Genomic DNA, 21,578 nt, shown 5'->3' with positions numbered 1-21,578 from the left:
GAGCTTGAAATAAGTAACGGTTTATCGGTGTATTCTCCGTTAAACCGTCCTGTTTTCGTTAAACGAAAACACAACTTGCTGTCCCCTAATGGGGACAACGTTTTGAATATCACGCTATATCCATATAGTGCTATAAAGCCTTTTGTCAGGGGAAAAATGCATACGGTTTCTGCCATTTTTTCCGCATTTCCGGTTTTTTGAATGTAAATGTTTCCCCACAGAACATGCGTCTTCCCACTATACTGCTATAACTATATAGCCATATAAAAGAATCAGAAATTAAAATATCATTGATTGACAGCATAATTCACCGATTTACGGGAATGTCTTCTGTAGTCTTTAGTCCGCTATACCACTATCAGTATAGCTTTAGTTATCTCTATTTCGAGGTCATCCTCTATGCAGCTCACCATATCATGTTATATCACTATCAGCATATCCCCGTTTATCCTTATTCCGATGTCACGCCCTATACCGCACGGCATTCGTTTGGAACCCTGATGCTGTCCTCCGGCATCCCGATAGAGAGCATCGCCAAGATGATGGGCCATACGAACATCAACAGTACGCAGGTCTATGCATAGGTTACCGACCAGAAGATATCCGGTGACATGGACCGGCTGATGAAAAGAAGACAGAAAGGGAGTACGGTCCCCCTAACGGAAATATCCGAATAATGAAATGCCAGCCGAAACCGATGTTTAATGGTTCCGGCCGGCATTCTTGAGTATTGAACGTCCGATTATATCAGGGCCTCATGATAATTATCTTCCAGGAGTTTCTCAATGTCGGATACCTTATACAAAATTTTTCCACCTAGCCGGATATAAGAAATACGCCCCTGGTCCCTATAATCCTGCAGGCATCTGCGGCTGATTTTTAACAGGTCCGACAATTCCTTGTCAGAGAGAAAACGCTCACCGTTAAACAGGGGGCGGTTATCCTCCGCAAGCCTTTCCAGCTTCGTCTGAATGTTATCCAGCAGGCCAAAGAATCGGCGGACACTGCACGTCTCTTTGCTAATAATTCCTTCCATGTTGCATCCAATTAATTATTCATTCTTTCTTTTTTCTCTCACCGCCTTTTCCTTGCGTTTCATGGCGGCATAGACCATCAGCTTTTCCACGTCCTCCGGCCTGTAGTAGATTTTCCGTTGGATTTGGGTGAATGCCAGCCGTCCGGTATCCCGGAGAGTCTGCAGGGTACGTGGAGAGATGTCAAGGCGCAGGCAGACATCCTGGTTATCCATTCACTCTCCCGGTTTCTTTTCCCTGTTTTTTTCATACAAGCGGTCCACCTGTGCGGACAGGCTATCAGCCCTAGCCAGCATTTCCTCAAAGATTCCGGCTTCAATGTAATATACTTCCATTTTTCTTGTTTTTATTTAAAATAGCTTCCTTTTAGAAACTCAAATTATTGAAATACAGTTCAAAATACTTTCCAAATGCACTTCCGGATGGGAGTCGTGATTTCCGACTCCCCCTCCAGAGCTGTTTTAAGGAGGACTTCCCGTCATATTACGGCTGTAACAGTTTGTAATCTCGTCCTGTGATCTTCTTTATCATGCCGGCGTTTTCTTTGATATGTTCAACCAGTATGCGGCTTATAACACCGGAAACAGTAAAATCCTTACGTCTGACTGCCCAGACAATGTCTGAGATACATTCGTACACCTGTGCATCAATATGCAGGGGCTTGCGCCGGTTGGATGAAAAATTGTTCAGGAGGGCTTCAATGTATTTTTTTACCTCTTCATCCGTTATCGTCTTTTTACTTTCCGCCCGGGATGAAGACTCCTTGTGGGGCGGCACCTCTTCCAGATTCTCGGAAATACTGCTCAAATATGAGCCTTTAGCGGCAACTATATCCAGTATCTCCTTCTCGTTGATATTATACGGTTTTGTTTTTTTCCTTTCAATGCTGTCCATAACTATGATTTATACATTAATTCCATGTGACAATTGGGCGTTTTGTAAGGCGGATGTTCCTGATGGCGGATTATCGTCCTACTCTGCAAAGAAAAAAAGAATAAACGTGGGAAAGGATACCTTGTCAGTTATAGTCATATATAGACATGAATAGTCAATGCCAGCAAAAGACATAACAAATGGCAGTCCGGCGGGAGGCCAGGATTCTCCCCGATGTTGCTAGGATTGTGACATGTCAAGCCATGGAGATATTGACAGCTTACATTCTTGGGATAATGGTACACCAGGCTACGGATATTGTAACAGCTTATGTTATTGGAATAGTGATATGTCAAGCTATGAAGATAGCGGGAACTCATGTTGGCAAGATAGCGATATACGAGGAGACAGCAGGACGGGAACACTACGGCGATGAAAAGAAAAATCCCTGTTGGTCCATGTGAGACCGGCAGGGAGCGTAACAATAAAAGGAACGGGCTTCTCAGCCCCTGATGTAACCGTACTTTTTCAGGTCGTCCATGAACTGCTCCGGGGTGTCGGTTCTCACCGTCACCCCGTGCAGTTCCCTGTACCGTCCGGAGAAATTCACTATGTACTCCTCGTCGGTGCATCCGCTGTCAAACCAGCTGCCTTCACGCAGGATGCGTACAAACTCGGAAGGGCCGGAGGCGGCAATCCTGCCGCCATCCGCTAAAATATATATGCCTGTTCATGTCGATATTTTTTTAGTCCTTAAATTTATAATATAGTTTCTGTTCACTGTCGAGGAAGGGGATGTTCTGGAGCGCGGTGGCCACAGGCACCTGTCCCCTCGTGGCAAAGGTAACTAATTTGTGGAGAAACAGTACCCAGTTGCGCATTTTTGTGAAGCAGGTCGTTCCGGAATGCTGGCGGAACTCGATCGTCTTGTGCCGTGAGTAGGCCTCGAGGTCCACCTTATGGTAACGGTCACCGATCCTTCCTTTCAGCTCGTCCACCATCCGGGCGGAACGTATCATCCCGTCAGAGACATGACCCAGGCCACGGCAATAGTAGTTGTCCCTGCGGGATGCCGGTATGAACCTGTCGATGACCGGTTCCAGGTGCTTGTAGCTCAGGGACAGGTTACGCCAGGTTTCCATGCTGAAACCGGCGGCATCGATATGTACATGAAGCCCGCAGCTCCCGTTCACCTTCACGTCACACAGGTCAAGCACCCAGCAGCCCTTCTCCAGTTCCTGTAACCCGGCTTCACCGACCAGGATCGGACTGACCAGTTCAAAGGTGTCGTTGCCGTTCAGACTGCCGTCCGTCACGAGTTTCCAATGCGGACGGGTGGTATGGTTATAACTTTCCACCATAACCTCGATACCGGCCTCCCTGAGCTCGCGTGCGAGCCGTTCACGGGAGCAGTTGTAAGCCTCGATCTCGATACCGAACTTGCGGGTGAAAGTATAATCCAGTGCAGCTGTCGCCGGATGGATATTCAGACCGCCCTCACGTTCATTCATCCGGCGCAGGGCGTTCACGACAAAACCGTAATTACCGTTGGTCACCATCCTTGCGATTTCCGCACGGGGAATCCCTAAAAGATACAGTTGCCGGATCTTGCTCGTTTTTGTTGTCTCTTGTGCTAAAATGCTTCTAACTTGCTTGTTCATAACTTGTTAGCTTCTTTATTTACTCTACTAAGATAATGCTTTTATAGGAGAAACTATAATCATAAGAACTTTATTATCACTGCATTAGCTTACTTTGTTTTAGACTAAAAGTCCTTATTGGGGGGATCCTTATCTTATCCGCTGCAAGTCCCGGATGACAAAAGGCGGCAATATATCGGAATAGTCAGATAACGATATATCATGATATGGCTGACCGCATAAGATGTGACATCGAAATAGGAATAGACGGGGATATGTTGATAGCGGTATAACGGGTTAGCCGGATAGCGATATATCATGATATGGCGAACCACATAGGGGGTGACATCGAAATAGAGATAACTAAAGCTATGCCGATAGTGGTATAGCGGACTAAAGACTACAGAAGAGATTCTCGAAAATCAATGAATTATGCTGTCAATCAATGATATTTCAATTTCCGATTCTTTTTTATATGGCTATATGGTTATAGCAGTATAGCGGGAAGACGCACGTTCTGTGGGGAAATATTCCCCTTCAGAAGATCGGAAATGCAGAAAAACCGGCGGAAACCGTATGCGTTTTTCCCCTGACAAAAGGCTTTATAGCACTATATGGATATAGCGTAATATTCAAATCGTTGTCCCCATTAGGGGACAGCAAGTTGTGTTTTCGTTTAACGAAAACCGAATGGTTTAACAGCATATTTCGCTGCCAAACCATTATTCAGTTCATGCTCCTAAGTCGCACAGAATCATAAAACCGATATCTGTCTTTGGACTATTTATCCCTACAAATTGCGCTATTAGATTCTCATACCACACGAAAAAAAAGACATCCAGAGACTTTTACAATGTATGGGATGTATACAATCGGCCAATGTTCAGTATATCGCAGCAGACACTCAATCCATACTTTAATACCATCATTCAATGCTAACACATCACCTCTATTTTTCGATCAGTCCATTCAAGTATTATAACATAGATTATAGTAATGGACTGTAAGACCATTGCTGAAGACAAGAACAAGATTTTTTATACCTATTTCAATACTCTGGACATCATCCTTGCTAATGTTTTGAACAGATTCTCCTCCATACATAATCTCAACGGAAATAAATTCTATATTACGATACTGCTTGTACCATCTCTCGAATAGAAAATAAACTACACCTTTCATCTGGCAAAACAGAACGATTGACATCAAATGGGAAACAGTTTTCCAACCACTCATGAGAAGGAGGATAACGAAATAAACCAAACACTCTACATCTATTGGCTGGGATAAATAGCTAAAAAGAAAATTTGCGAATCAAATATTATTTTATATTTTTGTTTCTCAAAATTTTTAATGAACTAAAAAGAATTAAAATGCCTGCAAAACTCACTCGTCCAGAGAATTCTTTTAATAATATTTATATGCGATATTACAAAAAGTCTTTTCTATTTGTAAAGTCGTATATACACAATGAGATGGTAGCCGAGGATATTGCATCTGAATCACTCATCAAACTGTGGCAATGGATACAGGACAACCCGGTGGAAAATATTGAACCGATGTTGCTCAGTATTTTGCGAAATAAAGCCTTAGACTACTTACGTCATGAAAGCATGAAACAACAGGTCATCACACGGATTAGTGAGAAACAAAATGAAGAGTTAGCTCTTCGCCTCTCCTCACTGGAAGACTGTAATCCAAATGAAATATTCTCGAAAGAAGTTATGGATATTGTGCAAAGAACATTGCAATCATTACCTGAACAAACCTCCCGTATATTTACTCTCAGCCGATTTGGAAATAAAACAAATCGGGAAATTGCCTGCGAATTAAATATTTCAATCAAAGATGTGGAATATCATATATCCAAATCACTTAAGGCTCTTAGAAAAACGCTAAAAGATTACCTGCCTTTATTTTATTTCTTTTTTTACCATATGTAACACCGATTACTACGCACGTTCCTTTATCTTTTGAAAAAAATATTCTTTTTCGTTTAGGGTAAACCGAAGATGAATCGTTATATAAATGAAAACGATAAAAAGATGGATGAACTATTACAAAAATATATAGCAGGAAATGCCTCTGAAAAAGAGTCACAGAGGATAATGGAGTGGCTGCGCGAAGATGAACAGCATCTTAGAGAATATAAGCGGCAACGTAAATTGTATGACATTACGTTATGGCAGACTAAAAGTCCCGTTGATATACAACAAGAGAAGAAAGATCCGCTGAGGAGGGTTCTCGATGTTATTGTACGGATAGCGGCTGTCATTGTTTTTACTGTGGCAACCACTTATTTTTACACTCACCACGTTTTACAAGACAAGGAGGAGAATATGCAAACGGTAGTTGTTCCGGCAGGCCAGCATGCCGAATTATACCTGGCTGATGGAACGCATGTATGGCTGAATTCCGGTAGCCGGTTGACTTTTCCGGGACGGTTTTCTAAAAAGGTACGTCATGTAGAATTAGATGGTGAAGGATATTTTAAAGTCAGTTCTAATATAAAACAACCTTTTATTGTTGGAACTAACCGATGCAATATCCGGGTGCTGGGGACAGAATTCAATGTGCTGGCCTATGAGAAAGATAGTATATGGGAAACAGCCTTATTGGAAGGTGCTGTAGAAATTCTGCAAAAGAAAAGTGAAGTATCTCTCATGAAACTGAAACCAGGTGACATGGCCAGACTAAGTAAAAACCAACTTACTAAAGAAAAGATACATACAACAGACTATTTTCGTTGGAAAGAAGGGCTTATTTGTTTCAACGATATCTCCCTACGCGATATAATGGAGAAATTAAAACTCTATTATGATGTGAATTTTGTCATTAACAATCAACAGATTCTTGATGCGCACTATACCGGAAAATTCCGGACCCATGATGGGATTGAACATGTAATACGTGTGCTTGCCCTCAATAATAAATTTACCTATATTAAAGATAACGAGAGCAATACGATAACCATTAATTAACTTTTTAATATTTCTAATGCCTATGAAACAATAAAGAAACATTTAAAAAAGAAAAGGGGACAGTGCTGCAACACCATCCCACATTTTCCATCAGTTTATACCAACTGACAAAATAGTTCTAGATCAAGTTAAACCTAATAAACTAATATGTTGCGAAAATATGAAAAATTCTCTATACCAGGAATTATTTATAGAAAATAAACAGTTATTCCGTATTATGAAAATTATTGTTTACGTCTGTTTCTTATGTGTAGGAAATCTTCTAGCTATAGGAAGCTATGCGCAGACAGCTCATGTTACGATTGTTTCCAACCATATAACAATCGGACAAGTGATTAATGAAATAGAGAAACAAACGGACTATCTGTTTGTATTCAACGTAAAAGATATCAATATCAAACGTAATGTCAAAGTGAATGCGAAAGATAAAGCCGTTAATGAAGTTTTGAATGATATATTCAAGGATACAGGCATTCGCCATGCTATAGAAGGTAAAAACATCATGCTCATTAACTCTACGGATAAGGAAAAGGGTGCGCAGCAAAAAGATTTTTTAGTTACGGGGATAGTAAAAGATGAAAATGGTGAGCCTATTATCGGAGCAAATATTCAAGTCGTAGGAAAATCGGCAGGCACAATTACGGATATGAACGGACGTTTCAGTATCAGTGCCTCTGCCAATTCTACATTGCAAATAACCTATATTGGCTACCAAACGCAGACTGTCAATATCGGCGAGCAGAGGAATATTAACATTATTCTACAGGAAGACAATGCGCAATTGGATGAGGTAGTCGTAGTGGGGTATGGTACGATGAAGAAGAAAGATCTCACCGGTTCGGTAACAGCTGTTAAAGGAGACGAACTTGCTGCCCGTCGTACCACCCAACTTTCCACAGCTTTGCAAGGCGCGCTTTCCGGAGTAATGGTCAGTCGTGACAATGGAGCTCCCGGTAGTAGTGCTTCTATCCAGATACGTGGTGTAACAACTATTGGTGATTCCAGTCCGTTGGTGATTATTGACGGAATTCCGGGTGATATCAACTCCGTAAATCCTGAAGACGTAGAAAGTATGTCCGTATTGAAGGATGCTGCTTCGGCTTCGATCTACGGTTCACGTGCCGCAGCCGGTGTAATTGTCATCACGACCAAACGTGCCAAGAGCGGTGATGTGGCTTTGAGTTACAACTTTGAGTACGGGTGGGAAATACCGACTAAGTTGCCGACCTATGTAGGAGCCCAGCGTTACATGGAAATGGTAAATGAAACACGCTATAACGATAATCCAGACGGTGGATGGTACCAAACATATACGGAAGATGAAATTACCAACTGGAGCATAAATAATGCGACTAATCCGGACAAATATCCTATGACGGATTGGGGAGATATTCTGTTGAAAAGCTCCGCACCCCGGCAGACACATACTCTAAGCATTGTTGGTGGGGGTAAGATTATTCGTACAAAAGCCTCTTTCCGCTATGACAAAACGGACGGCCTCTATGTAAACAAGGAATATGACCGTTTTATGGTACGCGTGAATAATGATTTCAATATAAATAAATATATTTCCGCAAATCTGGATTTGAACTTTTCCCGTTCTAAAGCTCTCTCGCCTAATTCCAACCCCATGGGGGCAGGTGGACGAAACATTCCGCCAATTTATGCTGCTACATGGACCAATGGCTTATGGGGTGATGTGAAAGATGGAGAAAATATGCTGGCCAAAATTACAGATGGCGGCACTTTTACCAACTGGGGAACCAATATTGGCGGTAAACTCGGTATTGACATAACTCCTGTCAATGGGCTGAAAATATCAGCAGCCGTGGCGCCCAATTTCAATAATGTAAAGAAGAAAACTTTTGTCAAACAGATTCCATACACCCGTTCAGAAGATCCGAATACCACTGTTGGTTACATGGGAGGTTATCGCACTACCAATTTGACGGAAAATCGTAATGACAGCCATGATATAACAACACAGTTCTTTGCCAACTATGCCAAGACACTGGGGCGCCATGATTTCTCTGTCATGATCGGTTACGAGGATTATTATGCTTTCTGGGAAAACCTGGATGCATCCAGAGACCAGTACCAGTTGACAAGCTATCCTTACCTGGACCTCGGTTCGGAGGATTATCGGGATAATGGTGGCAATGCGGAAGAATATGCTTACCGCTCATTATTCGGACGCATGACCTATAGCTATGCAGACCGCTATCTTATCCAAGCAAATCTCCGCCGGGATGGTTCTTCACGTTTTGCATCCAATTGTCGTTGGGCCAATTTTCCTTCCGTGTCACTTGGTTGGGTAATTTCTGAAGAGAAGTTTTTCAAGAATATAAATATGGATTGGTTTTCTTACCTGAAATTGAGAGGCTCTTGGGGAAAACTGGGAAACGAACGTATCGGGGCTTATGACGATGACGGTAACTTTATTTATAATTATTACCCTTACCAGGCTGCAATTGATTACAGCACTGCACTATTTCAGAATTCACAGGGGATTGTTTCTTCCGTGACTACGGCCGCACAGCAGAAGTATGCCGTACGAGATATTTCATGGGAAACAACAGAAAGCTGGGATATCGGTTTAGATGCTAATTTTCTGGATAACCGTCTGCACTTCTCCGCTGACTATTATAGAAAAAATACGAAGGACATGTTGCTGGCACTGGAAATTCCACACTTCATCGGCTACGACAACCCGGAAGTCAATGCCGGAAACATGCACACTACCGGCTATGATATTGAAGTTGGCTGGAGGGACAAAGTCGGTGATTTCACTTACTCCATTTCCGCTAATCTGTCAGATTTTACCTCCAAAATGGGAAACCTGAATGGTACACAGTTCCTAGGCAATCAGGTAAAAATGGAAGGAAGTGAATATAACGAATGGTATGGTTACGTAAGCGATGGCTTGTTCCTGACTCAGGAAGACGTGGACAAGTCGCCCAAACTGAACAACAGCGTCAAAGTGGGTGATATTAAGTACAAGGATATTTCCGGACCGGACGGTGTCCCCGACGGAGTTATCTCACCTGAGTATGACCGTGTACTTTTGGGCGGTTCCCTGCCTCACTATATGTTTGGACTCACTTTCAATGCTGCCTATAAAGGCTGGGACTTTGGATTGACACTACAAGGTGTTGGAAGTCAGAAATCTCAAATCAGTGCTGCAATGATTGAAGGGCTTCGAGACAACTGGCTCAATTTCCCTACTATTCTTGACGGCAATTATTGGAGTCCGAAAAATACGGATGAGCAGAATGCGACAGCCAAATATCCGCGCCTGACTCGCACCAATCGGGATGCTAATTTCTGTATGTCTGATTATTGGCTTTACAACGGTCGGTACATTCGTTTAAAAAATCTCTCTGTCGGTTATACGCTCCCCAAAGCATGGACTACGAAGGCGTGTATGAATACAGTCCGTCTTTATGTAAGCGGAAGTGACCTGTTTACCATCAGTAATGCCCCCAAAGGATGGGATCCGGAAGTAAGTACAGAAGGGTATCCTATTACCACCTCTCTAATATTTGGTGTTTCTATTAATTTCTAGCCATAAAAAACATGAAAAAGTTACTCTTATATATCGGGGCAGGAATACTCTTACTCTCTGCCTGCCATGATCTCAATTTAAATCCATTGTCAAGCGGTTCTACTGAAAACTGGTATTCCACGGAAACTGAAGTGCAGATGGCCGTTGATGAGTTATATCGATATGACTTCTGGCCGGAAGACGGACAACAACAGACCGACTGGTCGGACGACTATACTTCACGCGATCTCCTGACCTCTTTTGATGACGGAACTCTAAATGGACAAAATGCTTGGGTTACCAGTTTATGGGGCAATCAGTACAAAGCTATTTCACGTGCCAATGCAGTTATTGAGAAATCGCATCGTGCTATCGAAAATGGCGCATCTGCCACTACTATTAACCGCCTGATTGCCGAAGCCAAATTCCATAGAGCTGCCGCTTATGCCAAACTGATTGTAAAGTTCGGTGACTTACCATTGGTATTAACCGATGTAAGTACAGAAGAAGGGTTGACAATGGGACGTACGGATAAATCCATCGTATTGGCACAAATCTATAAAGATTTTGATGATGCAATTAGTGTGCTTCCAACTTCCTATACTGACCAACAGCGAGCCACCCAAGGTGCTGCACTGGCACTAAAAGCCCGGGTTGCCTTGATTATGGAAGATTGGGAAACAGCGGCCGATGCAGCCAAGGCGGTTATGGACTTGAATATTTATGAATTGCATCCCGATTTTGGCAATCTTTTTTTGTCTACTACAAAAAACTCGAATGAATTTATTTTCAAAATTCCACGTGATGCTACATATGACATTTATCTGGGAACAGGAAACGGAGGAGTTAACCAGGTATACAATGATCTACCCCGTAACGTAGGAGGATGGACGCAGACCTGTCCGTCATGGGAGTTACTAGCTGCATTCACCTGTACCGACGGTCTGCTTATTAACGAATCACCACTCTTCGATCCGCATGAACCATTTGCAAATCGTGACCCACGTTTAGCAGAAACCATTGTACCATTTGGTTCCAACCACCTCGGTTATGAATACAACCCACACCCGGAGGCACTGACGTGTATGAACTATAATACGGGTGAAATCGTGACAAATTATGATACACGTGCCAATGCCCAATATGCTTCTTTCGATGGTCTGGTGTGGAAAAAAGGGATAGACGAAACATGGCTTCAGAATGGTTTCAAGGTAGACCAGGATATTATCTATTGTCGTTATGCCGAAATATTGTTGACATATGCCGAGGCGAAAATCGAATTAAATGAGATAGATAACTCCGTATTGGATGCACTGAATGAGGTTCGGGCGCGTGCTTATGGTGTGGACAAGTCCGATAAGGCAAGTTATCCGGCTTTCACTTCTAACGACCAGTCCACACTTCGCCACCAGCTACGTGTAGAACGTCGTATGGAAATGGCAAAGGAACACATGCGATATACGGATATCATCCGTTGGAAACTGGCCGAAAAGGTTATGAATCGCAAGACATATGGTATCCTTTATCCGGCCTCACTATGTATCGAACGGGTAACCAGTCAGGGAGATTGGTTTTGGGCTTTCACACCGGAAATGGACGAGGATGGTTGTGCAGATTTCTCCAAATTGGAAGAAGCGGGTAAATGTCAGGCACTTGCTGTACGTAGTTGGAACGATCGCCAATATTTGTGGCCTATCCCTACTACGGAACTTCAGATCAACGAGAACTTAAAACAAAATCCCGGCTATTAAATGCAGGAAAGTTGTTGATAGTCCGGGAAAAGGTAACTCCTTAATTATTCACCCTTTTATTTTTCTAACTTTATGATTGGAAAGAGCTATATTTTTCACCTTTTTCTATTTCTTCTCATATTACCAGACAGTATTTATTCTCAAGATAATATTTGTCTGATCCCGCAAGTTGAAAGCATGGTCCGGAAAAAAGGTACGCTATCCATCGAACGTCTGGAAAGCATCCATTTCCCGGACGAATGGAAAAATACAGGAAACCTCCTTGTCAGCGATCTGAAAGAACTGGCAAATTTGTCTGTCATGGTGAATGCCTCAAATCCTTCCATTCATGTAAAAAAGGTGAAAATGCAGGAGCCGGAAATGTACATGCTGGAAATTACAAAGCAGGGGATCATCATAGAAGCAGGTGACCAGACAGGTATGATTCATGCTTTTTCCACTCTTTTACAATTGATTCTGGGAAGTGAGGGAAAAGAGTTACCCCGGCTCATAATCCACGACAAACCCCGTTTTAGTTACAGGGGAGTCATGATAGATTGTAGCCGCCATTTCTGGACTATCGAACAACTTAAAAAGTATACCAAACAATTGGCCTTTTTTAAACTTAACACTTTACATCTGCACTTGACAGACAATCAAGGCTGGCGTCTGTATCTGGACCAATATCCGGATTTAGCGTTCAAAGGTACGTACTACCGGACATTCGAGGATCTATCGGGACATTATTATCGTAAAAGCGAGTTGCAGGAATTGATCAACTATGCCGCCATGTACGGCATAGAGATCATTCCGGAGATTGACCTTCCGGGACACTGTCTGGCCTTGCTTGCAGCCCTTCCCCAACTGTCATGTAAAGGCGGAAAATTTGAAGCCTATCCAGAGGAACTGGACGGACAAAAACGGAAGAGAGCAGATGAGAATATGCTGTGTATAGGAAATCCTGAAACCTATAGGTTTGTGGAAAAACTGGTAGCAGAACTCACTGATCTCTTCCCTTCATCATTCATACATCTGGGAGGAGATGAAGTGTCGACACATCTATGGGAACAATGTCCGAAATGCCAAAAGATTTACAAACAAGAGAATATGACTTCATGGCACGAGTTACAGGACTATTTTACGAAACGAGTTAGTGAAATTGTACGTTCCAAGGGAAAAAGGATGATAGGTTGGGATGAAATAAATGACCGTAATGCCGCTGACATCAGTGACGTGATCATGATCTGGCAACGTGATGGAAGAGAACAGCAACAGAAAGCTTTGAAAAGAGGGTTGTCAGTCATTATGTCTCCTAAGGATCCCTGTTACTTTGATTTCGGGTATTCACGGAATTCCACACGCAGATTGTATGAATGGGAACCAGTTGGCAAAGAATGTACGAATACTCAAGCACATCTCGTCAAGGGAGGACAGGCTAATTTGTGGACTGAATTCATTACAACCTCGGATGAGGTGGAAAGGATGTTATATCCCAGAACTTGTGCCTTGGCCGAAACCCTCTGGAACACGAAAGAAAAGAAAGAATGGGAAGGGTTCCGACAACGTATCAGCAAGTTCGGTGCTATTATGGAAAAACTGAATATCTGTTACTTCAAAGACGAGGATTGGGATAACACAGGTTTTGTTCCGCAAAGCGAACAAAGGCCCCGTCTTGTATGTCCTGCCCGTATCGATACCAATATGAAGGGAATCAAGTATTATATGCCTGAATATGCGTTTGACGGTGATATACAGACTTTCTTTGCAACCCCCTATTCCTTAAAAAAAGGAGATTATTTTACTCTTACTTTGGAAAAAAGACAAGCAGTACAGGAAATCAGAATTGTGTTTGATGTTTCAAAGGAACATCCGGAACATGTACAATTATCTGTCAGCGAGGACGGTACAATATTTAAGAAAGTAGCTGCAGATAACAAAAATGGAGAATTGTCAGCATCTTTCAGTACACTAGCCATGATTAAAGCCCTCAAAATGGAATTGACAACTCCACTGATGGCCCGGCTGACTATCAAGGAGATTATCCTTCGCTACTATGAATAAACAAGTATAAGAATAATGAAAATTGTTATGATAAAAAAAATTATATATATTTCTCTCATCTGGATGGTATTTCACGGAGCGAGTCTTCATGCTGCCAGTTTATTGGTAGAAGCAGAAAGTTTCACGGAAAAAGGAGGCTGGGTAGTGGACCAACAATTTATGGACTTGATGGGATCACCTTATTTACTGGCACACGGTCTAGGTAGTCCTGTTGAAAATGCGAGTACCAATGTACAACTTCCAGAAAATGGCACATATTATATTTTTGTACGCACCTACAACTGGACGTCTCCATGGCAGGAGGGTGAAGGGCCCGGATTGTTCGGTTTGTCAGTAAACGGAAAGAAAATCTCTTACCGGTTGGGTATTATAGGCAATCAGTGGATATGGCAGTATGCCGGGCAATATCAGGCAACAGAAAAGAATATTCACATTGTTTTGCATGACTTGAAAGGTTTTGACGGGCGGTGTGATGCTATTTATTTTACGACACGGAAAGATGATATTCCGCCATCGGATATGGCGGCTTTAAATAACTTTCGTCGTGCTAAACTTGGATTATTAGCCCCCCCAAAAACAGAATCATATGATTTAGTAGTTATAGGTGCAGGTATTGCAGGTATGAGTACAGCAGTATCTGCCGCCCGCCTGGGCTGTAAAGTCGCACTTATCAATGATCGCCCTGTAGTCGGTGGAAACAATAGTTCCGAGATTCGTGTTCATTTGGGAGGAGCTATCGAGATCGGAAAATATCCTGAACTGGGGGGGCTGCAAAAAGAGTTCGGTCCCGTCAAGGAGGGTAATGCACAACCGGCAGGCAATTATGAAGATCATAAAAAAATGGAATGGCTGCAAGCTGAAACTAATGTTTCCCTGTTTCTTAATTATCGGGCATTTTCGGTGAAGAAGGAAGAGGACCGGATCATCTCGATAACCGCTTGTCATATTGAATCCGGTGAAGAAATCGAATTTTATGGTCGTTTATTTGCTGACTGTACTGGTGATGGCACTATCGGTTATCTGGCCGGGGCAGACTATCGTATGGGCCGTGAAAGCCGTTCTGAATACGGTGAGACTATAGCTCCCGAAATAGCTGATAGCTTAGTAATGGGCACTTCTGTTCAATGGTATTCTGTGGAAGACACAAAAACATCCTATTTTCCGGAATTCCGGTACGGCATCGAATTCAATGAGGAGACCTGTGAACCTGTCACTTATGGTGAATGGACTTGGGAAACCGGAATGAATAAAAATCAGATTAATGATTCTGAACAAATACGTGACTATGGAATGTTAGTTATATATTCTAATTGGAGCTACTTGAAAAATCAATCGGAACGAAGAAAATATTATAAAAAACGTTCATTGGAATGGGTAGCCTACATTGCCGGAAAGCGGGAATCCCGGAGGCTATTGGGCGACTATGTACTGAAAGAGGATGATTTAACAAAGCACGTAGCCCATGAGGACGCATCTTTCACTACTACCTGGAGTATTGATCTGCACCGGCCCGACCCCGAGAATACCCGGTATTTCCCGGGACGGGAATTCAAAGCGACGACAGACCATGTAGTAATTTATCCCTATCCTGTTCCCTACCGATGTCTTTATTCCCGTAATATAGACAATCTGTTCATGGCAGGACGCAATATCAGTGTCACACATGTTGCCTTGGGAACCGTACGAGTTATGCGCACTACAGGTATGATGGGGGAAGTTGTAGGCATGGCAGCCTCACTATGCAAAAAATATCAAGCCACTCCCCGTGACATATACCATTATTATTTGGAGGAATTAAAATCACTCATGCAAAAGGGAGTGAATAAAAAGGGATTACCGAATAATCAACGATATAATGAAGGAGGCAGGCTAAACCAGATACCGAAGGTAAAGTAAGGATACATCTCTGTCTGCCAGATTTCCACATACGAAAGTTTAACAATTTATTAGATTAGGCATTATGATAAGAAAAATCATATTCTTAGAAATGTTATTATTGGGAATAGCTACATTCCTGTATTCGCAAGATGAAATTTCCAAAATAACAATAACTCATGGACCTTACTTGCAAAACGTGGGATCTAACGAAGCTACCATTGTATGGATAACGGATAAGCCCTCTATAGGATGGGTGGAACTGGCCTCAGATGGCAACGGCAGTTTTTACGCCAAAGAGCATCCGCGTTATTTTGACACGTCTAATGGCATCAAGAATACATCAACCATCCATGCCGTTAAAGTCAAGGGACTGACACCGGGAAAACAATATCGTTACCGTGTTTTTGCTCAGGAAGTGTTGAAACATACTGGGTATAAAATCATTTATGGAAGTTATGCTTCCACTGATGTCTATTATCGTAAACCGCTTACTTTTCATACCTGCAATCCGCAAGCGCCTGCCACCTCTTTTGTAATGGTCAACGATATACATGGGGACAACAAACTGCTGGAGGACTTAATGTCCCGTTGTAACCTTACGCAAACCGACTTTGTTCTTTTTAATGGTGATATGCTCTCTTTCATAAATAGTGAAGATCAGCTTTTCAAGGGGTTTATGGATACGGCTGTACGACTTTTCGCTTCTGAGATCCCGATGTACTACGCCCGTGGCAACCACGAAACACGGGGAGTATTTGCAACCGAAATCCAACGTTATTTTTCTCCCTGTCAGGAACATCTTTATTATGCCTTTCGACAAGGTCCTGTCTATTGTATTGTTCTGGATACGGGAGAAGATAAGCCTGATTCTGATATTGAATATGCCGGTATTACCCAATATGACCTCTACCGTACCGAACAGTCCGAATGGTTGGCCAGTATTTTGGAAAGTACCGAATATAAAGAAGCGCCTTTTAAAATAATTGTAGCTCACATTCCTCCCGCAGTTACTGAAGCTGGTCCCGATGAGGATTGGCATGGAAATGTAGAAGTAGAGCAGAAGTTTATGCCTTTATTACGCCAGGCTTATCCGGATTTAATGCTTTGTGGACACTTACATCGTTTTGTGCGTCATGATGCCACTGACAAAACGTCTTTCCCCGTAGTAGTTAATTCCAATACATCTTTGCTACGTATTTATGCCACGACCACACAGATGAAGATAGAGGTAATGGATCGAGACGGAAAAATGCTGGATGAATTTATCATAAAAAAATAAAAAGCTTTGCATTAGTACTTGGCAAGTAATTATTCGGGTGACAATTACTTCTTAATCAATGAAGCTGGTTTCTGCAGATTCTGCATGTATGAGAGGCTGATGAATTTAGGAATAACCAACATTTACGGGGTAATCCAGTCGATGTGCCTACCATGAGCAAGGAGAAGTTACGCAAGACCAATGCTGTGAATTGTAGCAAATTGGCCCACGAGTTACCTTTCGGTTCATTTGAAAAGGAATTATATTCTGGGGAGGAAACCACAAAAATACGCTCTTTATAAGACTAAGAAACCTGATTGCAAAAGACAGCATACATACCAAGAACCGTATCAAGTCTTTGCTCGTTTTTATGGTGTGGAAATATCGAGAATGTTTGCCCGATGTACCATTAGCTAGGGATATTCCTAAAATAGGAAAATTTAAGGCAACTAATTCATTGCGAGTTAGTTGCCTTTTGGAGTTTGCCCGACATGGGCATAATCTAATGGGTGTAAGTCCCCATCGCAGCCTTATATCGGCAAGCGTACAGCCGACGGCAATGGTGTCCGTAGTGATTCGGCATCTAAAGGAAGTCTTAGGCAAAGCACTGACCTGACGTACAGAAACTTGATACTAAGGCATATGAGTGTGGGTAAGTCTGCCAAACAAGATAAAGCCCTATAGCTATATGGAACACTCGGTGTAAATCAAGCAGGTATAAGTGTGAAAGATTATATTCTTAATCGGGGAGGTCTCACGGACGTGTGGAGCATGTGTTTAGATTGCCAAACACGGAGTAAAGCTTATTGTGAGAAGTCAGCAGAAGCCATAGTACTTAAGTTCTTTTTAAGGAAGGGCTGAATCGCAATAGCTATAAACACGTAACTAACTCTAAATAGGAAAGAATGCATAAAATAAGAGTCATAGAAAGTACACTTGGCTACCCTCAAAAGAATAGGATGGAATCCGAAAGCTATGAGGGAGTGCAGACCTATATGGACATGAAAGACGGCAGTTTGATAGCAGTGCAACCAAATAAAGATGACTTAATGAGTCAAATTCTTTCTCCCGACAATCTCAATCGTGCCTATCTACAAGTGGTACGAAACAAAGGGGTTGGAGGTGTTGATAGAATGGATTTTAAGCAACTGCTTCCCTATCTTCATGAACACAAATCAGAACTTATCGAGTCGATACGCATTGGAAGGTACAAACCGAATTCAGTGCGTAGGGTAGATATAGCCAAGGATAACGGGAAGAAACGGCTTATAGGCATCCCAACCGTTGTTGACCGCTTGATACAACAAGCCATCGTCCAAGTGCTATCGCCTATCTACGAACGCCAGTTCAGCCCAAGCAGTTTTGGGTTTCGCCCCGACGTAGTGCGCATGTAGCATTGCTCCAAGTGTGCTGTTATACAAGCGAAGGCTACAAATATGCTGTAGGCATAGACCTTGTTAGATTCTTTGATACGGTAAACCATAGTTTCTTACTGAGAATACTATCAAGGACAATAAATGACGGGCGTGTCATTTCTCTTATACACAAGTATCTTACAAGCGGAGTAATGATAGGTAAGCATTATGAACCAAGTATAGAGGGTACACCACAAGGCGCCCCTTTGAGCCCCTTGCTCAGCAATATCCTGCTGAACGAACTAGACAAGGAATTGGAGAGACGTGGACACTGCTTTGTACGCTATGCAGATGATAGCATGATACTGTGCAAAAGTAAGAGGTCCGCCGAACGCGTATGCTCAAGCATAACGGACTTTTCCTTCTATTTCACGAAAGGCAAATGCAGGCTGTGTGTTCACAAGACAACAAAAGAGAAATTCAAACGTAAGGTTAAATCTCTTACCAGACGTAGTAACAGCATGGGTTATGCCCAACGTAAAGAGATACTCTGGCAAACCTTTAGAGGTTGGATAGGGTATTTCAAATATGCAGACATGAGGAGTCTGCTGATTCCATTAGACCAATGGTATCGCAGACACTTGCGTATGTGTATATGGAAATGTTGGAAGAGAGTGAAGACTCGCTTTTCAAATTTGCAGAAATGTGGAATACCGAAAGGTAAGGCTTAGGAGTGGGCAAATACTCGGAAAGGGTATTGGCGTTGTACGCGTGCCTTTCTTCAGAATGCTATTGAGGACGAGTCTCTTCGGAAAGCGGGGTATCCAATGTTATCTCATCTTTATAAGCAAATACATATAGATTGCGAAACCGCCGTATGCGGAACCGTTTGTACGGTAGGGTGAGATTGTGCCACGAGAAGCATGTGCTAAATGCTTCGCAACTATGTAGGAGATGAGGGTAGGTCCCTCGCAATCAACTTGCAGGAATCTCCTCAGTACTGAATGCTTTGATAAGATTGCTGTCGACCAATTCTTTAAGTGGACATCAATTCCTACATCTAATGTGTTACTTTGTACACGTCTCATAAGCTATATCGTTTTAGTTAATGAGTTATGACTTCAATATAATATGAAGTTTACTAAAATGGTATAGCTTTTTTAGTGCTATCTACTGTTATCCGTCACTTCAGATTTTAAACATAGAAACTTATTTTTTTATAATCATACCGTCCAATTTATTATTAATTTTCCAGCAAGGATACCTTCGTCAGCCACCATACGTTTCATTGGAAGATCCCGTAATCCATTTATAAAATCAATAGCTGATTTTAATGGAGGTTGATTCTTTATAGTATCACTTGAAATATAAAACTTAGTTCTAGAACTAAAAAGTAAGTAAACAAAAAGGCGGAGAATAGCAGTCTCCACCTTTTTATTTATTCTTTGGCCTTTTGTATTATAGTAATTGTATTATAGTAATTCCCTGCTTGTATAACTGTTGTAAATCTCCTTTCCAAGCCTGTTAAATTTGAATCAATCCTGATAAAGATTGATTTGCGACCTGTTTTCTCCACATAAAGTCCACCACCTTCTATTACTTGAACATTAAGGGAGTGTGTTCTATATATCGTGTCTTTAGTAGAGATTTCAGTCAGCCACCAGTCGTCACCTTTCCTGGTTCGTAACTCTATAGAATCTTTACTGGATTTAAAAAATACCTCTTTAGTCTCTAGGCCTATCGTATCTGTTCCCTTGCCAACGACGTCATTGCTACATGAAATGAATACAAATAAAAGTAACACGAAAGACAGAAAATAATAAGTTTGTCTCATATTTCTTATTTTATTATGTTAATATATGGAATTATTTCTACATTATATGGATAATTACCCTTGCCGGCTGCTCTAGTAGAAGGAAAAGTAGGTCCTTCACCTCCATTAAAAATACCCGCCAAATAATAACCATTACTATTACCATTCCAGCCCCAGTTTAGATGCAGGTAATCTTCTTTCTCCGTATACGAATGATGAACTTTATCGCTTCCTTTTCTATAGACATCAACATTTCTCTCTCTATGAAAATAGCCATCAGAAACCCAAGCATGACCATTTTGGTAATATTTAATACCCAGTATTTTCTTTCTTACCGAATTGCCACATATTATAACCGGACATTTAGCTTTAATAGATGTTATAACATCCCATTGACTATAAATTTGAGGATTATTGGGTTTCCTATATCCCATTTTCTCGAAGCATTGTGGTATATTTTTTCTTTTAGCTCCGCTTGTATCTGTTCCCCAATCCATTTTAACCAAATCACCTATAGAGCGGAATAAATGGGCAACTGCTGGAGTGGTGGGGAATTGTTTCATTTCAGACCAATTATATGACACCCCATTATACCCTGAAGGTTTTTCATGATATGCCATTACTTGAGCTATTGCAGTAGCTACACAGCCTGTGAGGGCTCTTTGTCCTTCTATAAGAGGTGCCGCATTGTTATATGGACTCCTTTGTCCCCATTTAACAGAAATCAAAGGTTGTACTCTTTCCGTTTCTTCCCATTCTCCAGGTTTCTTTATATAAATAGGACGTCTTCTACCCCTTGTTTGAGATGTGTCTAAAGAGTTATCGTCATCATTTTCTTCTTTGAACTCTATCTCATACTTTTTATTATTAGAAATGTAATTTTGAACTAAATCAAAAAAGAAAGATAATTCCTGATATTGAAGCGTGTCACTTAAAGAAAGATTGCCAGACTCTGAATAAGCAATAATAGGAGTTGTATATAGGTTGGCCGATACTATTGCATAGCCATTGCCACCCTCTGCATTGGCTATATAAAATGAGGGATATGTCTGATTAGTAATTGTATCTCTATAGAAATAGATTTCATTGTTTATTGAATAATTAAGAAAAGAGCTATTTCGTGTATTGTTTCTATTATTTTTAATAAAAAGTTCCACTTCAATAATAGCATTCTCTTTAGTACGATAAGTCGGGGCTTTTTCTGTTAAAGATGGTGGCGAAGATTCTTGTTTCATTACTTCTGTGTCATCGGAACATGAAGTTAAAAACATAATTGTCAAAATCAATAAATGTGCATGTTGTTTCATAATTTATATAATTAAGGTTAATACTGAATACGTTAAAAGTCAAAAGTGCCATGTTTATAAGAGGACCGGGAAGGTTTATAATAATCCTCACCCGGGGTCTGGGG

The 21,578-nt window shown here is 41.6% G+C and carries 13 protein-coding genes and 3 pseudogenes; 9 read left to right on the top strand and 7 right to left on the bottom strand.

Annotation, left to right across the window (positions count from 1 at the left end):
• Window positions 1-470: 470 nt before the first annotated feature.
• Window positions 471-677 (top strand): annotated as a pseudogene (locus BHV72_RS19680) (tyrosine-type recombinase/integrase); the annotation flags it as partial.
• A gap of 65 nt (window positions 678-742) precedes the next feature.
• On the opposite strand, the gene BHV72_RS17230 reads toward BHV72_RS19680, so the two are convergent.
• The 5 genes and pseudogenes from BHV72_RS17230 to BHV72_RS17210 all read right to left on the bottom strand — a co-directional run bounded on the left by BHV72_RS17230 (window position 743) and on the right by BHV72_RS17210 (window position 3,568).
• Window positions 743-1,036 (bottom strand): helix-turn-helix domain-containing protein, encoded by a 294-nt coding sequence (locus tag BHV72_RS17230; RefSeq protein WP_005681506.1) that lies wholly within the window; start codon window positions 1,034-1,036, stop codon window positions 743-745.
• A 15-nt stretch (window positions 1,037-1,051) separates the two neighbouring features.
• Complete coding sequence (locus BHV72_RS17225; protein ID WP_005681504.1) at window positions 1,052-1,249, bottom strand: helix-turn-helix domain-containing protein; 198 nt, start codon at window positions 1,247-1,249, stop codon at window positions 1,052-1,054.
• 268 nt (window positions 1,250-1,517) lie between these two features.
• Window positions 1,518-1,928: a DUF3408 domain-containing protein gene (locus BHV72_RS17220; RefSeq protein WP_005681501.1), complete on the bottom strand. Its 411-nt coding sequence runs from the start codon at window positions 1,926-1,928 to the stop codon at window positions 1,518-1,520.
• 481 nt (window positions 1,929-2,409) lie between these two features.
• Complete coding sequence (locus tag BHV72_RS17215) at window positions 2,410-2,631, bottom strand: hypothetical protein (protein WP_080714608.1); 222 nt, start codon at window positions 2,629-2,631, stop codon at window positions 2,410-2,412.
• Window positions 2,632-2,637: 6 nt separating this feature from the next.
• Window positions 2,638-3,568: pseudogene (locus tag BHV72_RS17210) on the bottom strand (amidoligase family protein).
• 1,352 nt (window positions 3,569-4,920) lie between these two features.
• Here BHV72_RS17210 and BHV72_RS17205 point away from each other — a divergent pair.
• From BHV72_RS17205 to BHV72_RS17170, 8 genes and pseudogenes are all read left to right on the top strand, one after another.
• On the top strand, window positions 4,921-5,490 hold the full coding sequence (locus BHV72_RS17205; RefSeq protein WP_005681497.1) for an RNA polymerase sigma-70 factor: 570 nt from the start codon (window positions 4,921-4,923) through the stop codon (window positions 5,488-5,490).
• A gap of 69 nt (window positions 5,491-5,559) precedes the next feature.
• Window positions 5,560-6,528, top strand: coding sequence for a FecR family protein (locus BHV72_RS17200; RefSeq protein WP_005681496.1), 969 nt, complete (start codon window positions 5,560-5,562; stop codon window positions 6,526-6,528).
• 160 nt (window positions 6,529-6,688) lie between these two features.
• On the top strand, window positions 6,689-10,093 hold the full coding sequence (locus BHV72_RS17195) for a TonB-dependent receptor (RefSeq protein ID WP_008765142.1): 3,405 nt from the start codon (window positions 6,689-6,691) through the stop codon (window positions 10,091-10,093).
• 11 nt (window positions 10,094-10,104) lie between these two features.
• Entirely contained in the window at window positions 10,105-11,823 is a 1,719-nt protein-coding gene (locus tag BHV72_RS17190) for a RagB/SusD family nutrient uptake outer membrane protein (protein WP_005681494.1), read from the top strand.
• 72 nt (window positions 11,824-11,895) lie between these two features.
• Window positions 11,896-13,863: a beta-N-acetylhexosaminidase gene (locus BHV72_RS17185; RefSeq protein WP_005681493.1), complete on the top strand. Its 1,968-nt coding sequence runs from the start codon at window positions 11,896-11,898 to the stop codon at window positions 13,861-13,863.
• A 27-nt stretch (window positions 13,864-13,890) separates the two neighbouring features.
• A complete protein-coding gene (locus tag BHV72_RS17180; RefSeq protein WP_005681492.1) occupies window positions 13,891-15,759 on the top strand; it encodes an FAD-dependent oxidoreductase in 1,869 nt (622 codons plus the stop codon).
• Window positions 15,760-15,850: 91 nt separating this feature from the next.
• Entirely contained in the window at window positions 15,851-17,020 is a 1,170-nt protein-coding gene (locus tag BHV72_RS17175) for a purple acid phosphatase family protein (RefSeq protein WP_005681491.1), read from the top strand.
• A gap of 884 nt (window positions 17,021-17,904) precedes the next feature.
• Window positions 17,905-19,259, top strand: a pseudogene (locus BHV72_RS17170) (reverse transcriptase domain-containing protein).
• 533 nt (window positions 19,260-19,792) lie between these two features.
• Here the strand turns inward: BHV72_RS17170 and BHV72_RS17165 are convergent.
• Together BHV72_RS17165 and BHV72_RS17160 are read right to left on the bottom strand one after the other, a co-directional pair.
• Window positions 19,793-20,188, bottom strand: a complete 396-nt coding sequence (locus BHV72_RS17165; protein WP_005681487.1) for a hypothetical protein — start codon at window positions 20,186-20,188, stop codon at window positions 19,793-19,795.
• 5 nt (window positions 20,189-20,193) lie between these two features.
• Window positions 20,194-21,474 carry a C10 family peptidase gene (locus BHV72_RS17160; RefSeq protein ID WP_005681485.1) on the bottom strand — a complete coding sequence of 427 codons (1,281 nt, stop codon included), beginning with the start codon at window positions 21,472-21,474 and terminating at the stop codon, window positions 20,194-20,196.
• Window positions 21,475-21,578: the final 104 nt, after the last annotated feature.

Source organism: Bacteroides sp. 43_46 (assembly GCF_001915455.1).
In the GTDB taxonomy this organism is placed as follows: Bacteria; Bacteroidota; Bacteroidia; order Bacteroidales; family Bacteroidaceae; genus Bacteroides; species Bacteroides caccae.
This window is presented reverse-complemented; position numbering and strand designations above follow the sequence as displayed.

Bases quoted from the DNA above. Each gene is read 5' to 3' on its own strand.
- BHV72_RS17195 (WP_008765142.1), top strand. From the start codon at position 6,689: ATGAAAAATTCTCTATACCAGGAATTATTTATAGAAAATAAACAGTTA.
- BHV72_RS17175 (WP_005681491.1), top strand. From the start codon at position 15,851: ATGTTATTATTGGGAATAGCTACATTCCTGTATTCGCAAGATGAAATT.
- BHV72_RS17205 (WP_005681497.1), top strand. From the start codon at position 4,921: ATGCCTGCAAAACTCACTCGTCCAGAGAATTCTTTTAATAATATTTAT.
- BHV72_RS17185 (WP_005681493.1), top strand. From the start codon at position 11,896: ATGATTGGAAAGAGCTATATTTTTCACCTTTTTCTATTTCTTCTCATA.
- BHV72_RS17220 (WP_005681501.1), bottom strand. From the start codon at position 1,928: ATGGACAGCATTGAAAGGAAAAAAACAAAACCGTATAATATCAACGAG.
- BHV72_RS17200 (WP_005681496.1), top strand. From the start codon at position 5,560: ATGAATCGTTATATAAATGAAAACGATAAAAAGATGGATGAACTATTA.
- BHV72_RS17165 (WP_005681487.1), bottom strand. From the start codon at position 20,188: ATGAGACAAACTTATTATTTTCTGTCTTTCGTGTTACTTTTATTTGTA.
- BHV72_RS17160 (WP_005681485.1), bottom strand. From the start codon at position 21,474: ATGAAACAACATGCACATTTATTGATTTTGACAATTATGTTTTTAACT.
- BHV72_RS17230 (WP_005681506.1), bottom strand. From the start codon at position 1,036: ATGGAAGGAATTATTAGCAAAGAGACGTGCAGTGTCCGCCGATTCTTT.
- BHV72_RS17190 (WP_005681494.1), top strand. From the start codon at position 10,105: ATGAAAAAGTTACTCTTATATATCGGGGCAGGAATACTCTTACTCTCT.
- BHV72_RS17225 (WP_005681504.1), bottom strand. From the start codon at position 1,249: ATGGATAACCAGGATGTCTGCCTGCGCCTTGACATCTCTCCACGTACC.
- BHV72_RS17180 (WP_005681492.1), top strand. From the start codon at position 13,891: ATGATAAAAAAAATTATATATATTTCTCTCATCTGGATGGTATTTCAC.